A 23,478-nucleotide genomic window follows, 5' to 3' on the forward strand; every position below is an offset into this window, starting at 1 on the left:
AACAGGGTCCGGGAAGGAGCCGCGGCCCGGGCGAGGAGCAGCACCGGGAACGGATTCCGGGGCAGAGCACCGGGCAGAGCGCCAGGCGGGTAAGCGCCGGGCGGGTACCGGAGCGGTGGCCCGCTCTCCGCTGCGAGCACCGCTCTCCACCCGTAGCACCGCCCTGCACCCGGGGGCGTGGTGGCTCTGGGCCCTGGGTCTGGCCACCGCCGCCTCCCGCACGACCAACCCCCTCCTCCTCGGACTGCTGATGACGGTGGCGGGCTACGTGGTCGCGGCCCGCCGCACCGACGCGCCCTGGGCCCGCTCCTACACCGCGTTCCTGAAGCTGGGCCTGCTGGTCCTCACCATCCGCCTCGCCTTCGCCTTCCTCCTCGGCTCCCCCATCCCCGGCAGCCACGTACTCGTCGAACTCCCGGAAGTGCCGCTGCCCGACTGGGCCCGCGGGGTACGGATCGGCGGACGGGTCACCGCCGAGGGCATGGTCTTCGCGCTGTACGACGGGCTCAAGCTGGCGACGCTCCTGGTCTGCGTCGGAGCCGCGAACGCGCTCGCCAACCCGGCGCGACTGCTGAAGTCCCTGCCCGGAGCCCTCTACGAGGCGGGCGTCGCGGTCGTGGTGGCGATGACCTTCGCCCCGCACCTCGTGGCCGACGTACGGCGGCTGCGCGCGGCGCGGCGGCTGCGCGGGCGGGACGACCGCGGGCTGCGCGGGGTGGCGCAAGTCGCACTGCCGGTCCTGGAGGGCGCGTTGGAGCGCTCGGTCGCGCTCGCGGCGGCGATGGACGCACGGGGCTACGGCCGGACGGCGCGCGTTCCGGCCGCGGTGCGCCGCACCACCACGGCGCTGACGCTCGGCGGGCTGCTCGGCGTGTGCGCGGGTACCTACGGCCTGCTGGCCGCCGCCGGCGCCGGGTTCGGGCTGCCGCTCCTGCTGGCGGGCCTGGTCCTCGCGCTGGCCGGGCTGCGGCTCGGCGGCAGGCGGGCGGCCCGCACCCGGTACCGCCCAGACCGCTGGGGGATCCGCGCATGGCTGGTGTCGGCGTCCGGTGCCGCCGTCGCCGCGCTGCTGATCGCGGCGGCCGATGTGCTGCCGGGCCCGATGAACCCGCCGGCCGTCCCGCTGGCCGCGCCCCCGCTTCCGCTCTGGCCCGCCGCCGCCGTCCTGCTCGGCCTGCTGCCGGGCTTCCTCGCGCCCGCCCCGGCCCTCCCGGAGAACCGGCCCGGTGACCGGCCCGGTGACCGGCCCGGTGACCGGCCCGGTGGCGGCCGTGCACCCGCCGGTGCCCGCCGCGCGCCCTCGGCCGACGCGCACTCGGCCACATCGGCCACCGCACCGGCCACCGAGCACCCCCGGGCCGAAGACGAAGGCGACGACGCCAGCGACAGCGGCGGCAGCAGCAGCGGCAGCGGCAGCGGCAGCGGCAGCGGCAGCGGCAGCGGCGCAGCCCGAACCGACCGCACCGACATCGGCAGCAGCAGTGATCCGCGCGAGCGGGAGGCGGGGCCCTGCGCGCGGACGGCACCCAGGGCCCGGATCCCGCGGGCGCTGCGGGACCGGCAGCACGACGAGGAGAGCACCCGGTGATCACCTTCGAGCAGGTCAGTGTCGTCCACGACGGCGCGGACGGCCCCGCCTTCCCGGTGGTGGACGCCCACATACCCGAGGGCGAGCTGTGTCTGCTCGTCGGCCCCAGCGGGGCGGGCAAGTCCACCCTGCTGGGCACCGTCGCGGGCCTGGTCCCGCACTTCACCGGCGGCACCCTGCGGGGCCGCGTGACCGTGGCGGGCCGCGACACCCGGACGCACAAGCCGCGCGAACTCGCGGACGTCGTGGGCACGGTGGGCCAGGACCCGCTGGCCCACTTCGTCACCGACACGGTGGAGGACGAACTGGCCTACGGCATGGAGTCCCTGGGACTGCCGCCGGGGACCATGCGCCGCCGGGTCGAGGAGACCCTCGACCTGCTCGGCCTCAACGAGCTGCGGGACCGCCCGATCGCCTCCCTCTCCGGCGGCCAGCAGCAGCGCGTGGCCATCGGCTCGGTCCTCACCCCGCATCCCCGGGTGCTCGTCCTCGACGAACCCACCTCGGCGCTGGACCCGCCGGCCGCGGAGGAGGTCCTGGCCGTGCTGCAACGGCTCGTCCACGACCTGGGCACCACCGTTCTGATGGCCGAGCACCGGCTGGAGCGCGTGGTGCAGTACGCGGACCGGGTGCTGCTGCTGGCGCCGGAGGGCGAGCGGGGCCGGGACCGGGCCGCAGGCCCGGCGGACGCGGACATCCCCGGGTCGGGTGCCGCCGGTTCCGCGACCGCCGGTTCCGCGACCACTGGTTCCGCCACCACTGGTTCCGGAACCTCGGGCTCCGGCGCCTCGGGCTCCGGCGCCACCGCTCCGGAGCCGGCGGGCGGCGGCGCGGAGCCGCGGGGCACGGCACGGATCGGCGATCCGGCCGCCCTGCTGGCGGTCTCCCCGGTGCGGCCCCCGGTGGTGGAACTGGGCGAACTGGCGGGCTGGGACCCGCTTCCGCTGTCGGTACGGGATGCCCGCCGCCGTGCGGACACGCTGCGGCGGCGGCTGGCGGACCGGCCCGCGCCCGCTGCCGCGCCCGCTGCGGCGGACTCCCCGGCAACGGAGGCACGACCGGTCGCCGAGGTCTCCCGGCTCGGCCTCGTCCGCGACCGCGTCACCGCTCTGCACGAGGTCTCCCTCACGCTGCACGCCGGGCGCACCACCGCGCTGATGGGACGCAACGGCGCGGGCAAGTCGACCCTGTTGAACACGCTCGTGGGGATGCACCGGCCCAGCTCCGGCCAGGTCTCCGTCGGCGGCCGGACCCCGCACCGTACGCGGCCGGCCGAACTGCTGCGGCACGTCGGCCTCGTCCCGCAGGAGCCGCGCGACCTGCTCTACGCGGAGACCGTCGCCCGCGAGTGCCGTACCGCGGACGCCGACGCGGACGCCGCACCGGGCACCTGCCGGGCGCTGGTCTCCCGGCTGCTTCCCGGAGTCCCGGACAGCACCCATCCCCGCGATCTGTCCGAGGGGCAGCGGCTGGCACTGGCGCTGTCGATCGTCCTGACGGCCCGGCCACCGCTGCTGCTGCTGGACGAACCGACCCGGGGACTGGACTACGCGGCAAAGTCCCGGCTGGTGCTGCTGCTGCGCGAGCTGGCGACGCAGGGCCATGCGATCGTGCTCGCCACCCACGACGTCGAGCTGGTGGCGGAGCTGGCGCACCGCGTCGTCGTCCTCGCGCAGGGCGAGACCGTGGCGGACGGGCCCACCGACGAGGTCGTCACCTCCTCACCGGCCTACGCTCCGCAGGTCTCCAAGATCCTGGCCCCGCAGCCCTGGCTGACGGTCGGCCAGGTGCGGGAGGCGCTGTGAGCCGCCCGGCGCCGGGCACCGGCCGGGCCGTACGCGGCGACCGGGCCGTGCGCGCGGTGCGGCTGGGTCCGCGGTCGGTGGCGGCACTGGTGCTCACCAGCGCCACCGGTGTGGCGGCCTTCGCCTGGCCCCTGCTGGCCGACCGGGCGTCCGGGCTGGCGCACTCGCGCGACGCCCCCTGGCTGTTCGCGGCGCTGCTCCCGCTGCTGCTGGCGGTCGCCGTGGCGACCGTCTCCGAGACCGGGCTGGACGCCAAGGCGGTGGCCATGCTGGGCGTGCTGGCGGCGGCCGGTGCCGCACTGCGGCCGCTGGGGGCGGGCACGGCGGGCCTGGAGCCGATGTTCTTCCTGATGGTGCTCTCCGGCCGGGTGCTGGGGCCGGGATTCGGGTTCGTGCTGGGTGCCGTCTCGATGTTCGCCGGGGCGCTGCTGACGGGCGGGGTGGGCCCCTGGATGCCCTTCCAGATGCTCACCATGGGCTGGGTCGCCATGGGTGCCGGGCTGCTGCCCGCTCCGGCCACGCTGCGCGGCGGCCGGGAGCGGGTCCTGCTCGCCGGCTACGGCGCGGTGTCCGCACTGCTCTACGGGTTGATCATGAACCTGCAGGGCTGGCCCTACATCGCGGGCCTCGGCTCGGGCCTCTCGTTCGTGCCCGGTGACCCGCTGCCGGAGAATCTGGCCCGGTACGGGGCATATGTGCTGGCCACCTCGCTCGGCTGGGACGTGCCCAGGGCGCTGCTGACCGTGGTGCTCACCCTGACCCTGGGGGGCACCGTGCTGCGGGCGCTGCGCCGGGCCACCCGGCGCGCCGCCTTCGAGGCGGCGCCGGTGTTCGCGGAGCCGGCCGCGGGCGCGGGCGAGCGGACCGGCGGCGGGACCTCCGCGCCGCCGGGATCCGGGGGATCATCGGCGGGGTGAGGTCCCGTGTTCCTGCCCGACCCCGACGGGCAGGAACACGGGTCTCAGGGCGAGCCCGCAGTCTGCGGAAGCTCGCGGCTCTGCTCCCGGCGGCGCGGCGCGCCGCCGCGGTCCGGGACCTCCGGTGCGCACCGGAGCCGGTTTCCGTACGGGGAGGGGCCTGCCCGGGACGGGCGCGGCCGCACGGAGGACGGCCCCGCAGCGCACCGCTTCGCGGCGGGCGCCTTCGCGGCGGGCGGCGGACGGCCCGGTGGCGGCGCCGTGGTGCTCGGGCCGGCGACGACCGGAGCCGCATCCGGCCCGGTCCCCGCCGGCTCACCCGAGCGCGCCGCGTACCGCAGCGGGTACTCGACCACGCTCGGGTCCCCCGTTCTTCCCCGTTGAACTGGAGAACGATCGTTCTCCAACCGGGCAAGACAGTATCGTAGAGAACGGCGGTTCTCAAGACGTGGGGAGAACGGGATATGGACAGCGACGCCACGACCGAGGCGCGCATCCTCAGCGCGGCGGATGCGCTCTTCTACGCGCACGGCGTGCAGACCGTGGGCATGGACCGCGTCCGGGACGCCAGCGGCGTCTCGCTGAAGAAGATCTACAAGTGCTTCCCCTCCAAGGGCGCCCTGGTGGAGGCGTATCTGCGCCGCCGGGACCGGTGGGCCAGGAACGCGCTGGAGGAGCGGGTGTCCCGGCACACCGACCCGGAGGAGCGGGTGCTGGCGGTCTTCGACTGGCTCTACGACTGGGTGGACGGGCCGGACTTCCACGGCTGCGCGTTCATCAACGCCTTCGGCGAACTGGGCGCCGACTCCCAGGGGGTCGTCGACGCGGTGCGCGAGCACAAGGGCGCCGTCCGCGGCTATCTGCGGGACCTGGCGCACGAGACCGGCGCGGCGGAGCCGGAGTGGCTCGCCTCGCAGTTGGCCGTGCTGCTCGACGGCGCGATGAGCAACGCCTCCATCACCGACTCCCCGGCCCCGGCAGCGCACGCACGCTCCGCCGCGGAGACACTGCTGCGCACCGCGACCGCCCCGGCACCCGCCGCGGACCCGGCCCGGTAGCCGCGGCCGGAGGCGCGCACCGTCGCCCGCGGGCGCCGAAGAGCACGGCCCTGCGGCCGCAGCCCCTACAGTCGCTGCAGGATGGTGGCCGTGGACAGGGCGCCGCCCGCGCACATGGCGATCAGGGCGAACTCCTTGTCGGCGCGCTCCAGTTCGTGGAGCGCGGTGGTGAGGAGCCGGGCGCCGGTCGCGCCGACGGGGTGGCCGAGGGCGATGGCGCCGCCGTTGACGTTGACCTTCTCCAGGTCCTGCTCGAAGACCTGGGCCCAGGAGAGGACGACCGAGGCGAACGCCTCGTTGATCTCGACGAGGTCGATGTCCCCCAGGGACATCCCGGCCTTGCCCAGCACCGCACGGGTGGCGTCGACGGGCCCGTCGAGGTGGAAGTGCGGGTCGGCACCCACCAGCGCCTGTGCGACGATCCGGGCACGGGGGCGCAGCTTCAGCGCCCGCGCCATCCGCTTGGAGGCCCACAGCACCGCGGCGGCCCCGTCGGAGATCTGCGAGGAGTTGCCGGCCGTGTGGACGGCGGTGGGCAGCACGGGTTTGAGCCCGGCGAGGGCCTCCATGGAGGTGTCGCGGAGCCCCTCGTCGCGGTCGACGTGGCGCCACATGCCCTGCCCGGCCGCCTGCTCCTCCTCGGTGGTGGGCACCTGCACCGCGAAGGTCTCCCGCTTGAAGCGCTCCTCGGCCCACGCGGTGGCGGCGCGCTCCTGGGAGAGGAGGCCGAGCGCGTCGACCCGCTCCCGGGACAGGCCGCGGTGGCGGGCGATGCGTTCGGCGGCCTCGAACTGGTTGGGCAGGTCGACGTGCCACTCGTCGGGGAAGGGCTTGCCCGGACCGTGCTTGGATCCGCTGCCCAGCGGAACGCGGGACATGGCCTCGACGCCGCAGCCGATGCCGACGTCGATGACCCCGGCGGCGACCATGTTGGCGACCATGTGGTTGGCCTGCTGGGAGGAGCCGCACTGGCAGTCGACGGTGGTGGCCGCGGTCTCGTAGGGCAGGCCGACGGCCAGCCAGGCGTTGCGGGCCGGGTTCATGGACTGCTCGCCCGCGTGGGTGACGGTGCCGCCGACGACCTGCTCGACGCAGTCGGCGTGCAGACCGGTGCGGTCCAGGAGTTCGCGGTAGGTCTCCCCCAGCAGATAGGCGGGGTGCAGGGTGGCCAGGGCGCCGGAGCGCTTGCCGATGGGGGTGCGCACTGCTTCGACGATGACGGGTTCGGCGGCCATGACTCGTCCTCTCCAGCCCGGCTGGCTCCCCACCAGCACAACTAGTACGCGTTCTAGTTCTCCGGACAGTGTGCGGAGCGCACGCGCCGCGACGCAAGGGTCTTGCACACCCCACAGCACACACACCCGCACGCTCCGTGCACGGGAACCGGGCCGCGCCTCTTGCCTCTTGTAGAACCCGTTACTACCTTCGAGGCGGTTCTGACGGAACGTCAGGAGTGCCGGTCGGTGCGCCAGCACGCCGCCACCGCGCTCCGGGCACCGCGCGTGCCGCGGACGCCGCCGTCAGCACGCCGACGATGGAGTGGAGCTGCCGATGTCCTCCTGCCCCGCGCTGCCCGACGGGTTCGACTTCACCGACCCGGACATCTATCAGGACCGCGTCCCGCTGCCCGAGTTCGCCCTGCTGCGCGAGACCGCGCCGGTGTCGTGGATCCGGCAGCCGCGGGGCGTGGCGGGCTTCGACGACGAAGGGTACTGGGCGGTGACCCGGCACGCGGACGTGAAAGAGGTCTCCACCCGCCCGGAGCTCTATTCCTCCAACCTGAACACCGCCGTCATCCGGTTCGCCGCGCACATGAACCGCGAGCAGATCGACATCCAGAAGCTGATCATGCTCAACATGGACCCGCCCGAACACACCCGGGTCCGGCAGATCGTGCAGCGCGGCTTCACGCCCCGCGCCGTCCGCGCGCTGGAGACCGCCCTGCGCGAGCGCGCCACCCGGATCGTGCAGAGCGCGCGGGAGGACGGCAGCGGCGACTTCGTCACCGACATCGCCGTCGAACTGCCGCTGCAGGCCATCGCCGAACTCATCGGCGTCCCCCAGCAGGACCGCTCCCGCATCTTCGACTGGTCCAACAAGATGGTCGCCTACGACGACCCCGAGTACGCCATCACCGAGGAGGTCGGCACCCGCTCGGCGGCGGAGCTCGTCTCGTACGCCATGACGATGGCCCAGGCCCGCAAGGAGTGCCCCGCCCGGTACGCGGGGGACGACATCGTCAGCCGGCTCGTGGCGGCCGAGGGCGAGGGCAACCTCAGCGCGGACGAGTTCGGGTTCTTCGTGATCCTGCTGGCCGTCGCGGGCAACGAGACCACCCGCAACGCCATCAGCCACGGCATGCACGCCTTCCTCACCCACCCCGGGCAGTGGGAGCTCTTCCGCACCCAACGGCCCGCAACGGCGGCCGAGGAGATCGTGCGCTGGGCGACGCCCGTGGTCTCCTTCCAGCGCACCGCCACCCGGGACACCGAGCTGGGCGGGGCGCGGATCACGGCCGGGGACCGGGTCGGCCTCTTCTACTCCTCGGCCAACAACGACCCGGAGGTCTTCGCGGACCCGGGCACCTTCGACATCACCCGCGACCCCAACCCGCACCTCGGCTTCGGCGGCGGGGGCCCGCACTTCTGCCTGGGCAAGAGCCTGGCCGTGCTGGAGATCGACCTCATCTTCCAGGCCGTGGCCGACCTCGCGCCCGGGATCCGGCTGGCCGGACCGGCGCCCCGCCGGCTCCGCTCGGCCTGGATCAACGGCATCAAGGAGCTGCGGGTCGACTACCGCTGACCCCGGGCCGGCAGCCGGCCCGCGGCGCACCCCCGGCCCGCGCATAGGCGCCCGGTGTGACGCCGTAGCAGCGGACGAACCAGCGGTGCAGGTGCGCCTGGTCGGCGAACCCGCAGACCGCAGCGGCCTCGGCCGCGGTGGCGCCCTCAGAAAGCATCCGGCGGGCACCCCGCAGCCGCAGTTGCCGCTGGAAGTCGCTGGGCGGCATCCCCAACTCCGCGCGGAAGGCGCGGTAGAGGGCGAACCTGCTGCAACCGGCCGACTGCGCCAGCACCTCCGCAGGAACCTCCCGGTCCCAGCTCTCCGCCAGCAGTTCCCGGGCCCGGCGCACCGCCGCCGAACCGACGCGCGGGGCCGTCGCGCGGGCCGGGGTGCGCGCGCCCCGGCGCACCATCGCGACCACCGTCTCGGTGAGCCGCTCCTCCCGGACCAGCGCGCTCGCGGCGGGCCCGCCCGCCAGGGCGGCGTGCAGCCGCAGCAGCGCCGTCCGCAGCACCCGGTCGGTACGCACCGGCTCGGGGAACAGCGGCATCGGGGCGTCCCGGCCGACGGCGTCGGTGAGCACGGAGCGCACCAGATCGGGCCCCAGGTGGACGATGCGGTAGGTGAAACCGGCCGGTGCCGCCGACTCCCCGTCGTGCGGATCGTCCGGGTTGAAGGCCATCACCATGCCCTCGGCACTGGTGTGGTCCCCGCCGCGGCAGCGGAACCGCTGAGCTCCGGTCTCGGTCACCGCGAAGGAGTACGCGTCGTGGCTGTGCCGGTGGAAGGCATGGCCGGTGAAGTGGGCCCGCATGGCCTCCAGCGGCTGGTCCGGCGCGCGCCAGTAGCGCACCCAGTCGCCGGGCGCTGCACCCGCCGGCCCGGATCCCTCACCCATACCGCGGCCCTCCTGTACGTCCCGCCTCTCGGCGCGTTCCCCCAGGTCACAGTCTGCCAGCCCGGCTGCCGGGCCGTCGCGCCGCAGCCGCACCGGCGTTCAAGACAGCCGGGGCCGGGCGCACGCAGAGTCGGACGCATGCGTTTCGACACCAAGGCCGCCGTGCTGGTCCGCCCGGACCTCGCGGACTGGCAGAAGCTCAATGTGACCGCGTTCCTGGCCAGCGGAATCGCCGGCGTCTCCGACGAGGTGACCGGCGAGCCGTACGAGGACGGCTCGGGCAACCGCTACCTGCCGCTGCTCCGCGAACCCGTGCTGTGCTTCGCCGCCGACCGGGAAGGGCTCGCCGCGGCCCATCGGCGCGCACTCTCCCGCGGGCTGGCACTCGCCGTCTACACCGACGAGATGTTCGCCACGGGCAACGACGCCGACAACCGCGCGGCCGTGCGGGCCGTCGAGGCGGAGAAGCTCAGTCTCGCCGGGCTGGCGCTCTACGGTCCCCGGAACTCGGTGGACCGGGCGGTGAAGGGGCTGAAGCTGCACCGCTGACAGCATCCGGGCCGTCCGGGCCGTCCGGCAGGGCCTCGGGGCCGCTCCGCGTGCCGGGCGGCCCGTCGGCGGCCCCGTCGCCCTGGGCAGCACCCCAGTCGGATCCGTCGGCGGCCCCGTCGACGGACCCGCCCCCGCTTCGCGCGTCCGTGCCCCGTATCCCGGCGAACAGCCGCTGGCCGTAGAAGCCGGCCGTCACCACGGCGACCCCGCCCACCGCGTCGAGCAGGTAGTGGTTGGCGGTGGCCATCACCACGAACGTGGTCAGCAGTGGATAGAGCGCACCCAGCGCCCGCAGCCAGCGGTTCCGGGTGAGCAGGAAGACGACGACCGCGCACCACAGCGACCAGCCCACGTGCAGCGAGGGCATCGCCGCGTACTGGTTGGAGAGCTGGGTGAGCGCGCCGAAGTCCGGGTCGGACAGGTCCTGCGGGCCGTGCGCCGTGTCGATGTAGCCCAGCCCCGGCATCAGCCGCGGCGGTGCCAGCGGGTACAGCCAGAAGCCCGCCAGCCCCAGCAGGGTGGCGAAGCTCAGCGCCGTGCGCGCCGCGCGGTACTGCGGCGCCCGGCGCACGTACAGAAAGCCCAGCAGGACGATCGGCACCAGGAAGTGGAACGTCGTGTAGTAGGTGTCCCCGGCCTCCCGCAGCCATTCCGTGCGCGCGGCCAGCTTGTTGAGGCTGTGCTCGACGTCCAGGTGCAGGAACCGCTCGGCGGCCAGTACCTGGTCCCCGTGCCCCTCGGCGAGGGAGCGCGAGTCGGGCGCGTGGCCGCGGACGTAGGAGTAGGCCCAGTAGCCGACCCGGATCAGCAGCAGTTCCAGCATCAGGTTGGGGCGGCTGAGCGGGCCCGAGGGCTGCGGCGCCGCCCAGGCGGGGGCTTCCCGCAGCAGGAACGGCACGGCGCAGGAGGCCAGCAGGGCCGCCAGCAGCACCGCGTTCTCGCCGAGCATGCCGAACGCGGCGATCTTGGGGACGAGCGCGCTGCCGTCCAGCGTCATCACCATCACCACGAAGACCGGCCACACCAGCCGGTCCCCGGTGCGCCGTCCGACGCGTCCCACGATCGCCAGCAGCACCCACAGCTGCTGGTGCTGCCAGGCGGTCGGGGAGGCGGCCACGGCGGCGCAGCCCACCACGGCGGCGGCGAGCAGGAGCTGTCCGTCCCGCGCGTAGCGCACCGCCCGGCGCAGCGCCAGCCATCCGACGGCGGGGACCAGCACCGCCAGCAGCACCGCCTCCGGCGCCCCGTGCAGTCCGGCCCGCAGCAGCGCTCCGTGCAGCGACTGGTTGGCGGTCGCATCCGCCGCGTCGCCCAGGCCGACCCCCGCGACGTGGTGGATCCAGTAGGTCCACGAGTCGTCCGGCATGGCGGCCCAGGCGGCCAGGGTGCAGATCAGGAACGTCCCGGCGCCCGAGACGGCGGCCCTGCGGCGCCCGGTGAGCCACAGCAGCGGGACGAAGAGCAGGGTGGCGGGCTGCAGCGCACCGGCCACGCCGATGAGCACGCCCTGCGCCTTACCGGCGAGCGCCACCACGGCCTGCCCGCGCGGGCCCGCGAACGGCCCGCCCGCCGGACCGCGTTGCTCCTGGTGCCGGTCCGCGCCGCCCGCCAGCCAGCCGACCAGCACCAGCAGCACCGGCAGAATGCTGGTCTGCCCGAGGTGGAAGGTGTTGCGCACCGGGATCGAGAGCACCAGCAGGCTCAGTGCGGCCGGGAGTGCGAAGAGCGCGGTGCGCCGCGAGACCGGCCCGGGCAGCGCCCGGACCGCCACGGCGCCGACGGCGGCGACCAGCAGCAGGGTGCCGAACGTCCAGACCACGCCGAGCCCCTGCTCGGCGGCCCGGGTGAGGGGCTTGAGCACCAGCCCCGCGAACGGCGTCCCGGTGAACGCCGCGTCCCCGTCGTAGAGCGAACCGTGCACCCGCAGCACACCGCTGTCGCCGGTCCAGGCGAACAGGTCCACGAGGCGTTCGTCCCGGGGAAGCCGCAGCACGGCGACCGCCTGCCGGACGGCCAGCGCCAGCGCCAGCAGCCACAGCCCCGCCAGCAGCATCCCCGCGCGGGAGCCCAGCCGCCCCCACGGCCCGGGGAGCCTCCGCAACGGCCCGCCCCCGGACAGGTGCCGTTCCCCGCCCCGGTCCGGCCCCTCGCCGTCCACCACCGTTTCCGCCGCCACGCCCCGCCGTCTCCGTCCTGTCCGCCGGTGTTCCGTCCGCGTTCCCCCGCGGACACCCGGATCTGCTCCACCCCCCGAGGGCGAGCCCTCAGGTTCAGACGCGAGAAACCTACTCGCTACCTGACATCTCCGCGCGCCCGGCCACCTGGACGGCAGGAGCGGGCCGCACCGGCGCGGCCGGCTCGCGACACCGGCCGCACCGGACCGGCCACGGCGCGGGGCGGAGCGGGTGCGTCGGTGCGGGGCCGGGCACCGGGGCGCGGCGTCCCCGGGCGGTGCGGCGTCCCCGGGCGGTGAGCCGTCGTGGGGCGGTGCGGCAGGATGGGCCCATGAGCATCGTCAAGATCAAAAACGCTGTCGAGCTACGCACATAAGCAGTCTCCCGGGCCACACTCCAGATCCAGGGCAGGCACGGGGGCCGGGCCGACAGGCAGGAACCGTCAGCAGCGAGCCTCTGCCTTGGCCAGAGCGTCGCGGTGCTCCTTCGTCCACGGCGCCCGTTGCTGGTCGGCAGGCAAGCCCGCCAGTCCGGCCCTTATGTGGTCGGCAGCGTCCGCGTACGCCTTCAGCCCCAGGTTCGCCAGGCCCAGGTTCAGCCGCTGGAAGTTCGGAGTCAGCCAGTACGCCGTACCCGGCGGCTGGTCCTGGGCGGCGTCGGACAGGCCCATGGCTTCATCCAGGAGCCGCCGCGCGGCGTCCGCCTGACCCAGCTCACCCAGCCCCTGAGCCACCTGGGCGGCGTCGCCCATGCGTTGGGGTGCGCTGGCGCCCGGCGTGTAGTACGCGGCGGAGAACCAGCGAACCATGCCACGGGGATTGCCTTGCTGGCGCGCGATGTACCCCCGGAAGTTCAGGGCCTGGGCCGCCAGCGTGCCGGAGCCCACCTCGTCGGCCAGCTCCTCCGCTTCGGCCAGCCGCTCAACAGCCTTCGCGTCCTGGCGCGTGGAGGCGTACAGCCACCCCATGAACTGGACTGACTCCGCAGCGATTTCGGCCAGAGCGGCACGGTGCGGGCCCCGGGACTCCTTCAACAGGCCCAGAAGCGTGGCTGTCTGGGCCTCCACGGGCCCGATGAGCGGGGAGGGGCCCAGGGTGTCGTCAAGCCTCCGCTGGACCGCCAGGACGTCCCCGAGGGCCTCCACGGCCCTGCCGTCGATGCGGGTCGGGTGAGCGATGGCGTGCGCGACGCGCTCCCCGCTGTCCTCCGCCAGGCCGGCGGCCAGGCTCACCAGTTCCCCGCCGGCATCCAGGAGCCTGTCCAGGGCCTCTGCCAGTTGCGGCGAAGGGAGTTGCTTCCCGGCCAGGACACGCGACAGGTACGCATGGTCGTAGACCAGCTCCCGGGCGGCTGCGCGAATCGACATGCCCCGAGCCTTCAGCGCGGCACGCACGGTCTGACCAAATTCCCCGCCCGTCATGGTGACAGGGTACCCAGTCACCGCTCAGTCACCATCTGTCATCAGTGGAAAAGGGGAGGCTGGCTCGCACAGGCGCCCCGGCGACGCGGCGAACGTCCCGGGGCCGGCCGACTGCGAAGGAGTCGACATGAGCACACTACGGCGCCTGCCCTGGGACGGACCCGAGGGCAAGCCTGCCTACGTACCCGAGGGCGGGCACGGGGAGATCACCCGACTTGCCGACGCGACGGAAGCCAAGATCCTGACCATGGCCCGCGTGGACGCGAAGCGCGCCCGTTCCCTGGCCGAGGAGGACAGTGTCAGTCCAGCGGAATTGCGCCTGGCCGTGTGGTATCTGGCCAGTGCCGTGGAGGAGGCTGTCAGGGTTGCCGACCTTCGCGGAGAGCGGCTGCCGGGCCTGGACAGCGAAGGGGCGATCCGATGACGTACCCACTGGAGACCCAGGCGTACCCGCCGTGTGAGTGTCCCCGCTGCCGACCGGCCCGGGAACGTGAAGCCCGGGAGCTGGAGGCGGACCTGGCCGGACTGACCCGCCAGGCGGACAGCGACACGGACACCCCGGCGGACGCCTCCGGCCAGTAGGCGGTCAGCGCGGACAACGACAGAAGCCCCAGCGGCCACCTGACGGACAGGCGCCACTGGGGCTTCGCCGTGAACGGACATGCACGGACCGGGCTACGGACAGACCCATTGCGGGGCGGGGCGGGGCGGGTGCGTCGGTGCGGGGCCGGGCACCGGGGCGCGGCGGCTCCGGGCGGCGCGGCGTCCCCGGGCGGTGAGCCGTCGTGGGGCGGTGCGGCAGGATGGGCCCATGAGCATCGTCAAGATCAACGCGCTGACCGTACCGGACGACCAGCGGGAGGTGCTGGAGCAGCGGTTCGCCGCGCGCAAGGGCTTCGTGGAGAGCGCCGACGGATTCGAGTGGTTCGAGCTGCTGCGTCCGTTGGAGGGAAGCGACCGCTACCTCGTCTACACCCGGTGGCGGGACGAGGAGTCCTTCCAGGCGTGGATGAACGGCCCCATGAAGGAGGCCCACCAGCAGGCGAAGGGCGACGACGGCGGCGCGGGGGCCGGCGACGGGGGCGCCGAGCGGCCGAAGCCCGCGGCGACCGGCTCGGAGACCTGGTCCTTCGAGGTCGTGCAGCAGGCGCCGCCGAAGAAGTGAGTCAGCCCTCGAAAGTGAGGCGCACGCGCCCGTCCTGAAGGCGGGTGGCGCGCACCCGGTCCAGGTCGGCGACGTGCACCGTGGGGCCGTGTTCCGCGGCGCGCGGGCCGACGCCGACGACCGGCATCCCGGCGGCCAGGCCCGCGGCGACACCGGCGCCCGAGTCCTCGAAGGCGACGCACTCGTGCGGCGGGAAGCCCAGCTCGGCGGCGCCCTTGAGGAAGCCCTCGGGGTCGGGTTTCCCGGCGCCGACGTCGGTGGCGGTGACCCGGACCGCGGGCATGGCCAGCCCCGCGGCCGCCATCCGGGCCGCGGCCAGCTCGGCCGTCGCGGAGGTCACCAGGGCGTGCGGCAGGTCCCGGAGCGCCGCCAGGAAGGCGGGGGCGCCGGGCACGGGGACGATCCCCTCGGTGTCGGCGGTCTCCCGGGCCAGCAGGACGCGGTTCTCCGCGCGGTTCTGCTCCATGGGGCGGTCCGGCAGCAGGGTGGCCATCGTCAGGTGGCCCTGGCGGCCGTGCGCGACCGACATGACGTGGTCGGGGTCGAGTCCCTGCTCGGCGGCCCAGCCCCGCCAGACCCGGGTGACGACGGCGTCGGAGTCGACGAGGGTGCCGTCCATGTCGAGCAGCAGCGCGCGGACGGTGAGCTGTGGTGCGGGCATGCGGAAGGCTCCCGGGGTCGCGGTCGGCGCGCTGGGCTCGCGCGGGGCGGGCGGCCTGGCGGGCTCATGGGCGAGGAAGGACAGATGGCCCGCCCGCCGGTCAGGGACGCCCCTTCCGTCAGGCCAGGGGCACGGGCGGGACCATTTGTTTCCTCATCATACAAAGCGGGAGCGGCTCCGGGCCAGTCCGGGCGCGGCCCGGGCTCACCCCGAGGTGCGGGCCTCCAGGTGGCGGCGGGTCGCGGGACCGTACTCGCCAGGGGCGTCGTCCCACAGCCGGTAGTGCGCCTGGTACCGGAAGACGGCCTCCTGGACCCGCGAGGAGTAGCCGCCGTCCTCCTCCGCCCGCAGGTCGTAGTAGCCGGCCTGCTTCAGCCTGCGCTGGAGTTCGACGACCGCGACGCCGGTGTCACCGGGGCGCAGCGTCTCCCCGGTGGGGCGCTCCGGGTGCTCCGGGCGCGGGCGCACCCGCTCCCGCCCTCCGGACCGGCCCGGCGGCTCCGAGACGTCCTGCCGACCGCCCCCGGAGGGCGACGGGCTCGCCGTGTGCTTGCCGCTGTCGCGGTCGGCGCGCGGGGTCGCCGCGGCGCTCGACCGGGCGGGGGACGGCTCGGGGCGCTCGCGCTGCGGCGTCGGGGTCGCGGACGGGGTGGCGGGGGGCGGGTCCTCGTCGGGCGCTGCGGTGGGCATGTGGCGCAGCGCACGGCCGTCCGCGGCGCGGCTGCCGTCGTCGGTCAGCAACTGGGTGGTCAGCAGGCCGCCGCCGAGCACGGCGGCCACCCCGACACCGGCGAACACCGCGGTGCTGGGTCTGCGGCGCTCGGCCATCCGGCGGTGCCGTGCCGGAGGCGGCCCGGCGGTCGCGGAGCGCTCCGCGCGGCGGAGGCCCGCGGCTCTCGCGGCGTCGGGCCCTGCGGCGTCCGCGCCGTCCGGTCCTGCGGCGTCCGGGAGTTCGGCCGTCTCCGCCGCTTCGTGGGCCGCGGGCGGAGCGAGGTCGGGCAGCGGCACATGGGCGCCCGCACGGGCTTCCGGCACCGGCGGCGGACCGGACCCTTCCGCCGCGCCCGCCGGAGCACCGACTCGGTCCTCACCCGGGGCTTCCTCGTCCGGCGCCCGCACGGGATCGCTCCCCAGCAGGCGCACATAGGGGCGGATGTGCAGCGGATCGGCGGACGCGGGCTCCCGTGTGGTGCCCCGGACCGGCTCCCGGACCTCCGGGTCGCCGTCCTGCCCGGCTCCGCCGCCGCAACCGGCCCGGTCGGCGGGCGTGCACTCCGCCGCACTCCGGCCGCACCCGGGACATGGTCCGTCCCCCGCCATCCCGCTCCCCTCCCCCGGCACCAGCACGCCGTCCGGTTCACGGCCGCCGTGCCCGAATCGCCAGTAACTGTCCAATGCTGGACGATACGCGGTCCGGGTCGGTCAGGGTCAAGCACACAGGAAAAGCCGACGGGCCAGGAAAGGACCCACGGCGGACGAGTCGGCCGATGTCGCGACAGCCGGTGCCGCGACCAGCCGGTGCCGCGCCGCGCAGCCGCCCCGGCCGCTCGGCTCACCCCGGCCGGGGCGGCTGCGACCGGCCGCTCTCCGCGGTCAGTTCGCGCACCAGCTCCGTCAGGTCGGTGGGGCGGTCGGGCGTCCACCAGTCCCCCAGCAGTTCGGCCAACTCCTGCTGCCGGGCGTCCGCGAGGGCCCGGGCCGCCTGCTCACCGCGCGGCGTGGCCACCAGTTCCAGACCGGCCCGGGTCGCCAGCCCGCGCTCCTCCAACTCCCGTGCCCCTTCCGCGACGACGTGCGACGGCACCGACCCGGAGTCCTCCAGCAGCGCGGGCTCGACGGGACCGTCGTAGTGGACGCGCAGCAGCATCCACACGGCGGCGGGGGCCAGATCGAGTCCGGCGCCGCGGGCGATCTGCACGTACAGGCCGTGCCGGCCCTCGATGGTGCTGAGCCGCGAGAGGGCGCGGGTGACCTCGTCGGCCGAACTGCGCTCGACCGGGCAGGCGCCCAGCGTCTCGCTCTCGTCCGGCACCTGCACGCTGCGGCGCAGCCGCTGCTGACGCAGCAGCCAGGTCAGCGCGAAGGCGAGCGCCGCCAGCGGCGCGGAGGAGAGGAAGACGTCCGTGATGGAGGCGGAATAGGCGTCCAGCACCCCGCGCCGGGCGCCGGGCGAGAGCCGGCCGATCGACTGCGGGTCGCGCCGCAGGGTGTCGGGGCTGATCCCGGCGGGCAGGGCCCTGCCGCGCAGCGCCGCGGAGAGCTCGCCGCCCAGCCGGGAGGCGAACAGCGCGCCGAAGACCGCCACCCCGACCGCGGCGCCCACCGAGCGGAAGAAGGTGATGCCCGAGGTGGCCACGCCCAGGTCCGCGTAGCCCACGGCGTTCTGCGCGACCAGCACCAGCACTTGGAGCACCAGGCCGAGGCCGAGGCCGAAGACGGCGAAGTAGCCGCCCATCTCCCACTGCGAGCTGTCCGGGGTCATCCGGTGCAGCAGGAGCAGCCCGACCGTGGTCACCGCGGTGCCCAGCACCGGGAAGACCTTCCAGTGCCCGGTGCGGGTGATCAGCTGCCCGGAGAGGGTGGAGGAGAACAGCAGCCCCAGCACCATGGGCAGCATGTGCACCCCCGACATGGTGGGCGTGATCCCGTGCACGACCTGGAGGAAGGTGGGCAGATAGGTCATGGCGCCGAACATGGCGAACCCGACGACGAAGCTGATCGCCGCGCACAGGGTGAAGTTGCGCACGGCGAAGAGGCCCGGCGGCAGGACCGGCTCCGCCGCCCGCCGCTCGACCGGCACGAAGCAGCACAGCAGGATCAGCGCCAGCACCGACAGCCCGTAGACCTGCACCGAGTCCCACGGCCAGGTGGTGCCGCCCAGCGAGGTGACGAGCACGACGCAGGTGGCGGCGGACGCGATCAGGAATGTGCCGAGGTAGTCGATCCGGTGCCGCTCGGAGCGCACCGGGATGTGCAGCGCGAGCGCGATGACCGCCATCGCGACGGCGCCGACCGGCAGGTTGACGTAGAACACCCAGCGCCAGTCGAGGTGCTGGGTGAAGAAGCCGCCCAGCAGCGGTCCGAGCACGCTGGTCGCTCCGAACACCGCGCCGAACAGGCCCTGGTAGCGGCCGCGCTCCCGAGGCGGCACCAGATCCCCGACGATCGCCATGGACAGGGTGATCAGCCCGCCGCCGCCCAGGCCCTGCACCGCGCGGTAGCCGATGAGCTGCGGCATGTCCTGCGCCGCCCCGCACAGCACGGAGCCCACCAGGAAGATCACGATCGCGGCCTGGAAGAGGCGCTTGCGCCCGTACTGGTCGCCGAGTTTGCCCCACAGCGGGGTGGCCGCCGTCACCGCCAGCAGGTAGGCGGTCACCACCCAGGAGAGGTGGTCCATGCCGCCGAGGTCGCTGACGATGGTGGGCAGGGCTGTCGCCACGATCGTCTGGTCGAGTGCGGCCAGCAGCATCCCGAGCAGGAGCGCCCCGATCGGCAGCAGCACCCCGCGGGGCGCCGGTGCCGCGTGTTCCCCGCTCATACGCCCACGATGCCGCGCCGGGCGGCGCGCGGCCCGCCGGCCGCCTCTGTTCGGGGGACAGCGCGGCGGGCCCCGGCGGGCTCCCGCGGCAGGCCCCGGCGACGGGCTCCCGCGGCGGGCCCCAGCGGCGGACCCGGCGGCGGACCCGGCGGACCGGCTGCACCTGCGCGCGGCGGCTCCCGCAGCGGACCGGCGGACCGGCGGACCGGCGGACCGGCGGGCGGCCGGCCCACGGCCCGACCGCCCGGCGGCGCCCCCCGGCTACGGCGCGAGCGCCTCGTAGAGGCTGAAGGCGGCCAGCGCCAGCATCAGCAGCGCTGCCACCCGGGTGATCAGCCGCAGCGGGACGTACTTCATCAGGGTGCGGCCCCCCAGGATGCCCAGCGCGGCCACGGCCCACAGGGCGAGGACAGCGCCCAGGCCCACCGAGAGGGGGTCGTCGTAGCGGGCGGCGAGGTTGGCGGTCATGATCTGGGTCAGATCGCCGAACTCGGCGACCAGGATCAGCATGAAGCCGCTGCCGGCCACCTTCCAGAACGACTGGTCGGCGGGCGTGCGGGCCTGCTCCTCCTCGTCGTCGTCCTGCTTGAACAGCAGCATCGCGGCGCCCAGCAGGAACAGCACGCCCACGATGCCCTGCACCAGCCGGTGCGGCAGCAGGGTGAGGACGCTGCCTGCCGCGACGGCGAGCGTGACGTGCACGAGGAAGGCCGCGGCGACGCCCGCGAAGACGTAGGAGGCGCGGTAGCGGGTGCCGAGCATCAGCCCGGCCAGGGCTGTCTTGTCCGGCAACTCGGCGAGGAAGACGACGCCGAACACGACGGCGGCGACGGAGAGGCTGAGCACGGGGTCCTCCGTGGTCGGGCTGCCGCACCGGCGCGAGCACACACTTCGGCACGGCAGCGTCTTGGCTGCCGTGCACAGGGGCACGGGTGCGGACACTGCGGGCCGAAGGTCTCGCTGGCGCGACGCCGCCACCTGTGGCGGACGTCACGCTCCGGGCGCCGGGTCCGCGCGCGGCGGGCCAGTGTGTCGACGGTCCGGCGAAGAGCTACTCCCCTTCAGACACCTACGACTCTACGCGACACCCGCCCCCGGGCGCGATCGACGCTCCGCCGCACGACCCCTCCGGTCCGCCCCGGTCCCGCGGCCGCGCGGGCCGCGGCGACCAACTCCCGTACGACATCCGTCGGATGGGTGTACCGCGGGTGGCCGGAGGCGGATTCCCGGGCAGGCTCTTGATGTGACGTGCACACGACCGTCAGGCTGTGTGCCGCACCGCCCGAAGCAACGACTCTCGCAGAACTGCTCGACTTCCCCCCACATCACGGGAGTTCGCATGGCACACACGCACCGGACAACCCTCACCCGCTACGCGCGTCGACACTGGACGGCCCTCCTGGCCGTCCTCGCCGCCGCCGTCAGCAGCCTGCTGGTGGCCCTCACCCTGGGCGCCTCCCCGGCCGCGGCCGAGCCCCCCGCACCGCCGAGCGCGTCCGAGGCGCGCACGATGCTCGACGGCCTGTCCGAGAAGGCCGAGGGCTCGATGGACGGCTACTCGCGGGACAAGTTCCCGCACTGGAGCAGCCAGGGCGACAACTGCAACACCCGCGAGGCCGTCCTCAAACGGGACGGCGAGGGCGTGGAGACCGGCGACGACTGCTACCCGACGAAGGGGAGCTGGACCAGCCCCTACGACGGCGAGACCTGGACCCAGCCCTCCGACCTGGACATCGACCACGTCGTCCCGCTCGCCGAGGCGTGGCGCTCCGGTGCCTCCGGCTGGACCCAGGACAAGCGCGAGGAGCTGGCCAACAACCTGGAGATCGCCCAGTTGCTCGCGGTCACCGACAACGTCAACCAGGAGAAGGGCGACAAGGACCCCGCCCAGTGGATGCCGCCGTCCTCCGGCTACCACTGCACCTACGCGCGCATGTGGGTCTGGGTCAAGGACACCTACGGCATGACCGCCGACGCCGAGGAGAAGGCGGCCCTGGAGAAGGTGCTCTCCGGCTGCTGATCCGCGGACCCCGGCCCGCTGCCGCCGCCTCCGGCGTCCGGGCCGGAAGCTGCCGGAAACTGGTCGGACAGCTCCCTCGTTCCGTACGGTGCGGGTCCAAGGCCCGCACCGTACGGGTGCCACACGGACGAGGGAGATGCGCATGACCGGCCTCCGACTGGGCCCGCTGCTGCGCTACGTCGACCAGGACACCGCCACCGTCTGGGTGGAGACCTCCGGACCCAGCCGGGCCGAGGTGCACTGCGAGGGCACGACCGCCGGCGGCTCCGCCCGCACCTGGCAGGTCGCCGGACACCACTACGCGCTGATCACCGTCGTCGGGCTGGAGCCGGGCACCGAGACCCCCTACCGCGTCACGCTCGACGGCGAACAGGTCTGGCCGCTGCCCGACTCGCCCTTCCCCACCAGCACCATCCGCACCCTGCCACCGCCCGAGGCAGCGCCCGAGGAGACGGCCCCGCTCCGGATGGCCTTCGGGTCCTGCCGCTGGGCCGCCCGCCCCGCGGGCTCCCGGCACGACCCCATGGGGCCCGACGCACTGGACGCGCTGGCCCACCAGATGCTCTCCGGCGGCCCGCGGCCGGACGTGCTGCTCCTGCTGGGCGACCAGGTCTACGCGGACGAGACCTCCGAGCGGGTCCGCGCGAAGCTCGCCCGCAACCGCGACCTGGCCGAGCCCCCGTGGGGACAGGTGGCCGACTACGAGGAATACACCGAGCTGTACTACGAGTCCTGGCTGGACCCGGAGGTGCGCTGGCTGCTGTCCACCGTCCCGAGCTGCATGGTCTTCGACGACCACGACGTGATCGACGACTGGAACACGAGCGAGGCGTGGCAGCGCGAGATCCGCGCCACCGACTGGTGGCGCGAGCGCATCCTGGGCGGTCTGACCTCGTACTGGGTCTACCAGCACCTGGGCAACCTCTCCCCCGCCGAACTCGCCGAGGACCCGGTACTGGCAGCCGTGCGGCAGGCCGACGACGGATCCGCGCCGCTGCGCGCCTTCGCCGAACGCGCCGACCGGGACCCGACCGCGGCCCGGTGGAGCTACCGCCGCGACTTCGGCCGGGTCCGGCTGGTGATGATCGACACCCGGGCCGGCCGGGTGCTGCCCGAGGACCAGCGGCGGATGCTCGACGACGAGGAACTGGACTGGCTGCACGAGCAGGTGCTGGACGGCGGCCCGGGCTCCGTCGACCATCTGGTCCTGGGCACCTCGCTGCCGTGGCTGCTGCCGCCCGCCGTGCACGGCCTGGAGAGCTGGAACAACGCGCTGTGCTCGGGGGCACGCGGACCGCGCTGGGCCCGGTTCAGCGAGAAGCTGCGGCAGCGCGCCGACCTGGAGCACTGGGCGGCCTTCCCGCGCTCCTTCCGCGCACTGACCGAACTGATCGAGCGGGTGGCGACCGACCAGGAGGCCCCCGCCTCGGTCAGCGTCCTCTCGGGCGACGTGCACCACGCCTACGTCACCGAACCGGAGTTGGACGGGCTGAAGGTCTCCGGGGGCGGCCGGCGGTCCCGGGTGGTGCAGCTCACCTGCTCGCCGATACACAACGACATCCCCGCGGTGATGCGCTCGGGCTTCCGCTTCGGCTGGAGCCGGGCCGGGCGGCGGCTCGGGCAGGCGCTGGAGCGGCACGCCCGCACCGAGAAGCCGCCCTTCCGATGGCGCCGCACCGGGGGCCCCTGGTTCGGCAACATGCTGATGACGCTGACCCTGCACGGCCGCGACGCCTCCTACGCGCTCCACCAGGCGCGTCCGGCGACCTCAGCGCCGGACGGCACCCCCCGCTCCGGCCTGGAGCGCGTCTTCACCGGCCGGCTCGACCAGGCCGGCTCCCCCGCGGCCGGGGCGGGCTGACAGCCGCTCATACCCGGAGGCCGGGCATCCGGCCGCCGCTCGGCGGATCAGCCGCCGCTGAGCGGAACCGTGAAGCAGCCCAGCCGGGCACCGGCCTCCCCCGCGTGCCCCTGCCCGGTCCGGGTCGCCCGCTCGTGCAGCACGACCGAACCGGCCCCGCCCGGCCGGAAGGTCCAGCCGTGCCGCGAGACGGCGCTGCCCCGGCCCGCGGAGTCGGTGGTGACGTCGAGCCACACCTCGTTGCGCGGATTGGCGTAGCGGGGATCGGTGGAGGGCTGCCGGGGGTCCCGGCGGTGCTGGTAGTGCGGCCCCGCGTCGCCGGGCCGGCCCCCGCACGGCCGGGTGTGGACATGCGCCCCGTAGGTCCGGTGCGGGAGCAGGCCGCGCACCCGCAACCACACGGTGGTGCCGTGCCGGGTGGCCCGCCGCGCCACCGTGATGCCGGACCCGGCCGGGACCCGGGCGAGGTCGTAGGTGACGGCGTCGGGGCGGATGAAGGCGTTCGCGGGCGAGAACTGGTCCTCGCGCACCAGGAACGGCTGCTGGAACGGCTGCCGGTCGGCGGCTTGGGCGGTGCGGTCGGTGCCGTGGGGGCTGTCGGCGGCGTGGGGGCCGTGGCCGCCGTCGGTGCCGTGGGTGCCGTGGGTGCCGTGGGTGCCGTGGGTGCCGTGGGTGCCGTGAGTGCCGTCCGCCGCCCGCCGGAAGACGGCGCCGCCGGGCGCCGCGTGGGCGGCGCCGTCCGGACCGGCGCGCCCGCCGGGGTACGCCCCGTGCGACGGGACGCCGTCCGCGGCCCGTTCCCCGGCCGTGCTCGTCCCGCTCCCCGCGAGCAGCGCCGCCACCGCCGTGGCGGCCGCGGCTCCCGCCGCTCCCGCGGTGCGCATCCGTACCCTCATCCCGGCCTCCACTGCCGCCTGGTGCTCTGCTGGTCCGATCTTGTGAGATCGGCGTCCGGCGGGACCGCAGGAGTGTCGCGGCACGCCCCCAGCGCCCCTGAGCGAGGGATCCGGGCGTACGCTGTACGGCGGTAGACC

Annotated in this window: 20 protein-coding genes; 11 read left to right on the plus strand and 9 right to left on the minus strand. The window is 74.7% G+C overall.

Going from position 1 to position 23,478, the window contains the following annotated elements; all coding sequences use genetic code 11:
- The first annotated feature begins 115 nt into the window (after positions 1 to 115).
- The 4 genes from BMX65_RS03345 (at position 116) to BMX65_RS03365 (ending at position 5,368) form a co-directional block, all read left to right on the plus strand.
- Entirely contained in the window at positions 116 to 1,588 is a 1,473-nt protein-coding gene (locus BMX65_RS03345) for an energy-coupling factor transporter transmembrane component T (RefSeq protein ID WP_074998545.1), read from the plus strand.
- On the plus strand, positions 1,585 to 3,393 hold the full coding sequence (locus BMX65_RS03350) for an ABC transporter ATP-binding protein (RefSeq protein WP_074998546.1): 1,809 nt from the start codon (positions 1,585 to 1,587) through the stop codon (positions 3,391 to 3,393). Before BMX65_RS03345 ends, BMX65_RS03350 begins: the two co-directional genes overlap by 4 nt.
- A complete protein-coding gene (locus BMX65_RS03355; RefSeq protein ID WP_074998547.1) occupies positions 3,390 to 4,310 on the plus strand; it encodes an ECF transporter S component in 921 nt (306 codons plus the stop codon). Before BMX65_RS03350 ends, BMX65_RS03355 begins: the two co-directional genes overlap by 4 nt.
- A 464-nt stretch (positions 4,311 to 4,774) precedes the next feature.
- Positions 4,775 to 5,368 (plus strand): TetR/AcrR family transcriptional regulator, encoded by a 594-nt coding sequence (locus BMX65_RS03365; RefSeq protein WP_074998549.1) that lies wholly within the window; start codon positions 4,775 to 4,777, stop codon positions 5,366 to 5,368.
- A gap of 65 nt (positions 5,369 to 5,433) precedes the next feature.
- On the opposite strand, the gene BMX65_RS03370 is transcribed toward BMX65_RS03365, so the two are convergent.
- On the minus strand, positions 5,434 to 6,603 hold the full coding sequence (locus BMX65_RS03370; protein ID WP_074998550.1) for a steroid 3-ketoacyl-CoA thiolase: 1,170 nt from the start codon (positions 6,601 to 6,603) through the stop codon (positions 5,434 to 5,436).
- A 316-nt stretch (positions 6,604 to 6,919) separates the two neighbouring features.
- On the opposite strand from BMX65_RS03370, the gene BMX65_RS03375 reads away from it, so the two are divergent.
- Positions 6,920 to 8,170, plus strand: coding sequence for a cytochrome P450 (locus BMX65_RS03375; protein WP_074998551.1), 1,251 nt, complete (start codon positions 6,920 to 6,922; stop codon positions 8,168 to 8,170).
- On the opposite strand, the gene BMX65_RS03380 is transcribed toward BMX65_RS03375, so the two are convergent.
- Positions 8,142 to 9,050 carry an AraC family transcriptional regulator gene (locus BMX65_RS03380; RefSeq protein ID WP_074998552.1) on the minus strand — a complete coding sequence of 303 codons (909 nt, stop codon included), beginning with the start codon at positions 9,048 to 9,050 and terminating at the stop codon, positions 8,142 to 8,144. The genes BMX65_RS03375 and BMX65_RS03380 overlap by 29 nt on opposite strands.
- A 138-nt stretch (positions 9,051 to 9,188) precedes the next feature.
- Between BMX65_RS03380 and BMX65_RS03385 the strand changes: the two genes are divergently transcribed.
- Positions 9,189 to 9,599 (plus strand): DUF2000 domain-containing protein, encoded by a 411-nt coding sequence (locus BMX65_RS03385; protein WP_074998553.1) that lies wholly within the window; start codon positions 9,189 to 9,191, stop codon positions 9,597 to 9,599.
- Here the strand turns inward: BMX65_RS03385 and BMX65_RS03390 are convergent.
- Together BMX65_RS03390 and BMX65_RS03395 are read right to left on the minus strand one after the other, a co-directional pair.
- Positions 9,520 to 11,778, minus strand: coding sequence for a bifunctional glycosyltransferase 87/phosphatase PAP2 family protein (locus tag BMX65_RS03390; protein ID WP_074998554.1), 2,259 nt, complete (start codon positions 11,776 to 11,778; stop codon positions 9,520 to 9,522). The two genes, BMX65_RS03385 and BMX65_RS03390, sit on opposite strands and share 80 nt — an antisense overlap.
- A 440-nt stretch (positions 11,779 to 12,218) precedes the next feature.
- Entirely contained in the window at positions 12,219 to 13,196 is a 978-nt protein-coding gene (locus BMX65_RS03395) for a helix-turn-helix domain-containing protein (RefSeq protein ID WP_074998797.1), read from the minus strand.
- A gap of 127 nt (positions 13,197 to 13,323) precedes the next feature.
- Here BMX65_RS03395 and BMX65_RS03400 point away from each other — a divergent pair, with 127 nt between their 5' ends.
- The 3 genes from BMX65_RS03400 (at position 13,324) to BMX65_RS03405 (ending at position 14,361) form a co-directional block, all read left to right on the plus strand.
- Complete coding sequence (locus BMX65_RS03400; protein ID WP_074998555.1) at positions 13,324 to 13,620, plus strand: hypothetical protein; 297 nt, start codon at positions 13,324 to 13,326, stop codon at positions 13,618 to 13,620.
- Complete coding sequence (locus BMX65_RS32680; RefSeq protein WP_162637618.1) at positions 13,617 to 13,778, plus strand: hypothetical protein; 162 nt, start codon at positions 13,617 to 13,619, stop codon at positions 13,776 to 13,778. The genes BMX65_RS03400 and BMX65_RS32680 overlap by 4 nt, the downstream gene beginning before the upstream one ends.
- A gap of 229 nt (positions 13,779 to 14,007) precedes the next feature.
- Positions 14,008 to 14,361, plus strand: a complete 354-nt coding sequence (locus tag BMX65_RS03405) for an antibiotic biosynthesis monooxygenase family protein (protein WP_074998556.1) — start codon at positions 14,008 to 14,010, stop codon at positions 14,359 to 14,361.
- Between the two features lies 1 nt (position 14,362).
- On the opposite strand, the gene BMX65_RS03410 is transcribed toward BMX65_RS03405, so the two are convergent.
- From BMX65_RS03410 to BMX65_RS03425, 4 genes are all read right to left on the minus strand, one after another.
- Positions 14,363 to 15,022 (minus strand): HAD-IA family hydrolase, encoded by a 660-nt coding sequence (locus tag BMX65_RS03410; protein WP_074998557.1) that lies wholly within the window; start codon positions 15,020 to 15,022, stop codon positions 14,363 to 14,365.
- 204 nt (positions 15,023 to 15,226) lie between these two features.
- Entirely contained in the window at positions 15,227 to 16,417 is a 1,191-nt protein-coding gene (locus BMX65_RS03415) for a peptidoglycan-binding domain-containing protein (protein ID WP_143081801.1), read from the minus strand.
- A gap of 157 nt (positions 16,418 to 16,574) precedes the next feature.
- Positions 16,575 to 18,563, minus strand: coding sequence for an MDR family MFS transporter (locus BMX65_RS03420; protein WP_074998559.1), 1,989 nt, complete (start codon positions 18,561 to 18,563; stop codon positions 16,575 to 16,577).
- 261 nt (positions 18,564 to 18,824) lie between these two features.
- On the minus strand, positions 18,825 to 19,409 hold the full coding sequence (locus BMX65_RS03425; RefSeq protein ID WP_074998560.1) for a TMEM165/GDT1 family protein: 585 nt from the start codon (positions 19,407 to 19,409) through the stop codon (positions 18,825 to 18,827).
- 493 nt (positions 19,410 to 19,902) lie between these two features.
- Here BMX65_RS03425 and BMX65_RS03430 point away from each other — a divergent pair, with 493 nt between their 5' ends.
- A complete protein-coding gene (locus BMX65_RS03430; RefSeq protein ID WP_074998561.1) occupies positions 19,903 to 20,583 on the plus strand; it encodes an HNH endonuclease family protein in 681 nt (226 codons plus the stop codon).
- A 142-nt stretch (positions 20,584 to 20,725) separates the two neighbouring features.
- Positions 20,726 to 22,444 carry an alkaline phosphatase D family protein gene (locus BMX65_RS03435; RefSeq protein WP_074998562.1) on the plus strand — a complete coding sequence of 573 codons (1,719 nt, stop codon included), beginning with the start codon at positions 20,726 to 20,728 and terminating at the stop codon, positions 22,442 to 22,444.
- 47 nt (positions 22,445 to 22,491) lie between these two features.
- On the opposite strand, the gene BMX65_RS03440 is transcribed toward BMX65_RS03435, so the two are convergent.
- On the minus strand, positions 22,492 to 23,340 hold the full coding sequence (locus BMX65_RS03440; RefSeq protein ID WP_239501813.1) for a superoxide dismutase family protein: 849 nt from the start codon (positions 23,338 to 23,340) through the stop codon (positions 22,492 to 22,494).
- Between the last annotated feature and the right edge of the window lie 138 nt (positions 23,341 to 23,478).

Origin of the sequence: Streptomyces qinglanensis (assembly GCF_900111245.1) — a bacterium.
GTDB lineage: Bacteria > Actinomycetota > Actinomycetes > Streptomycetales > Streptomycetaceae > Streptomyces > Streptomyces qinglanensis.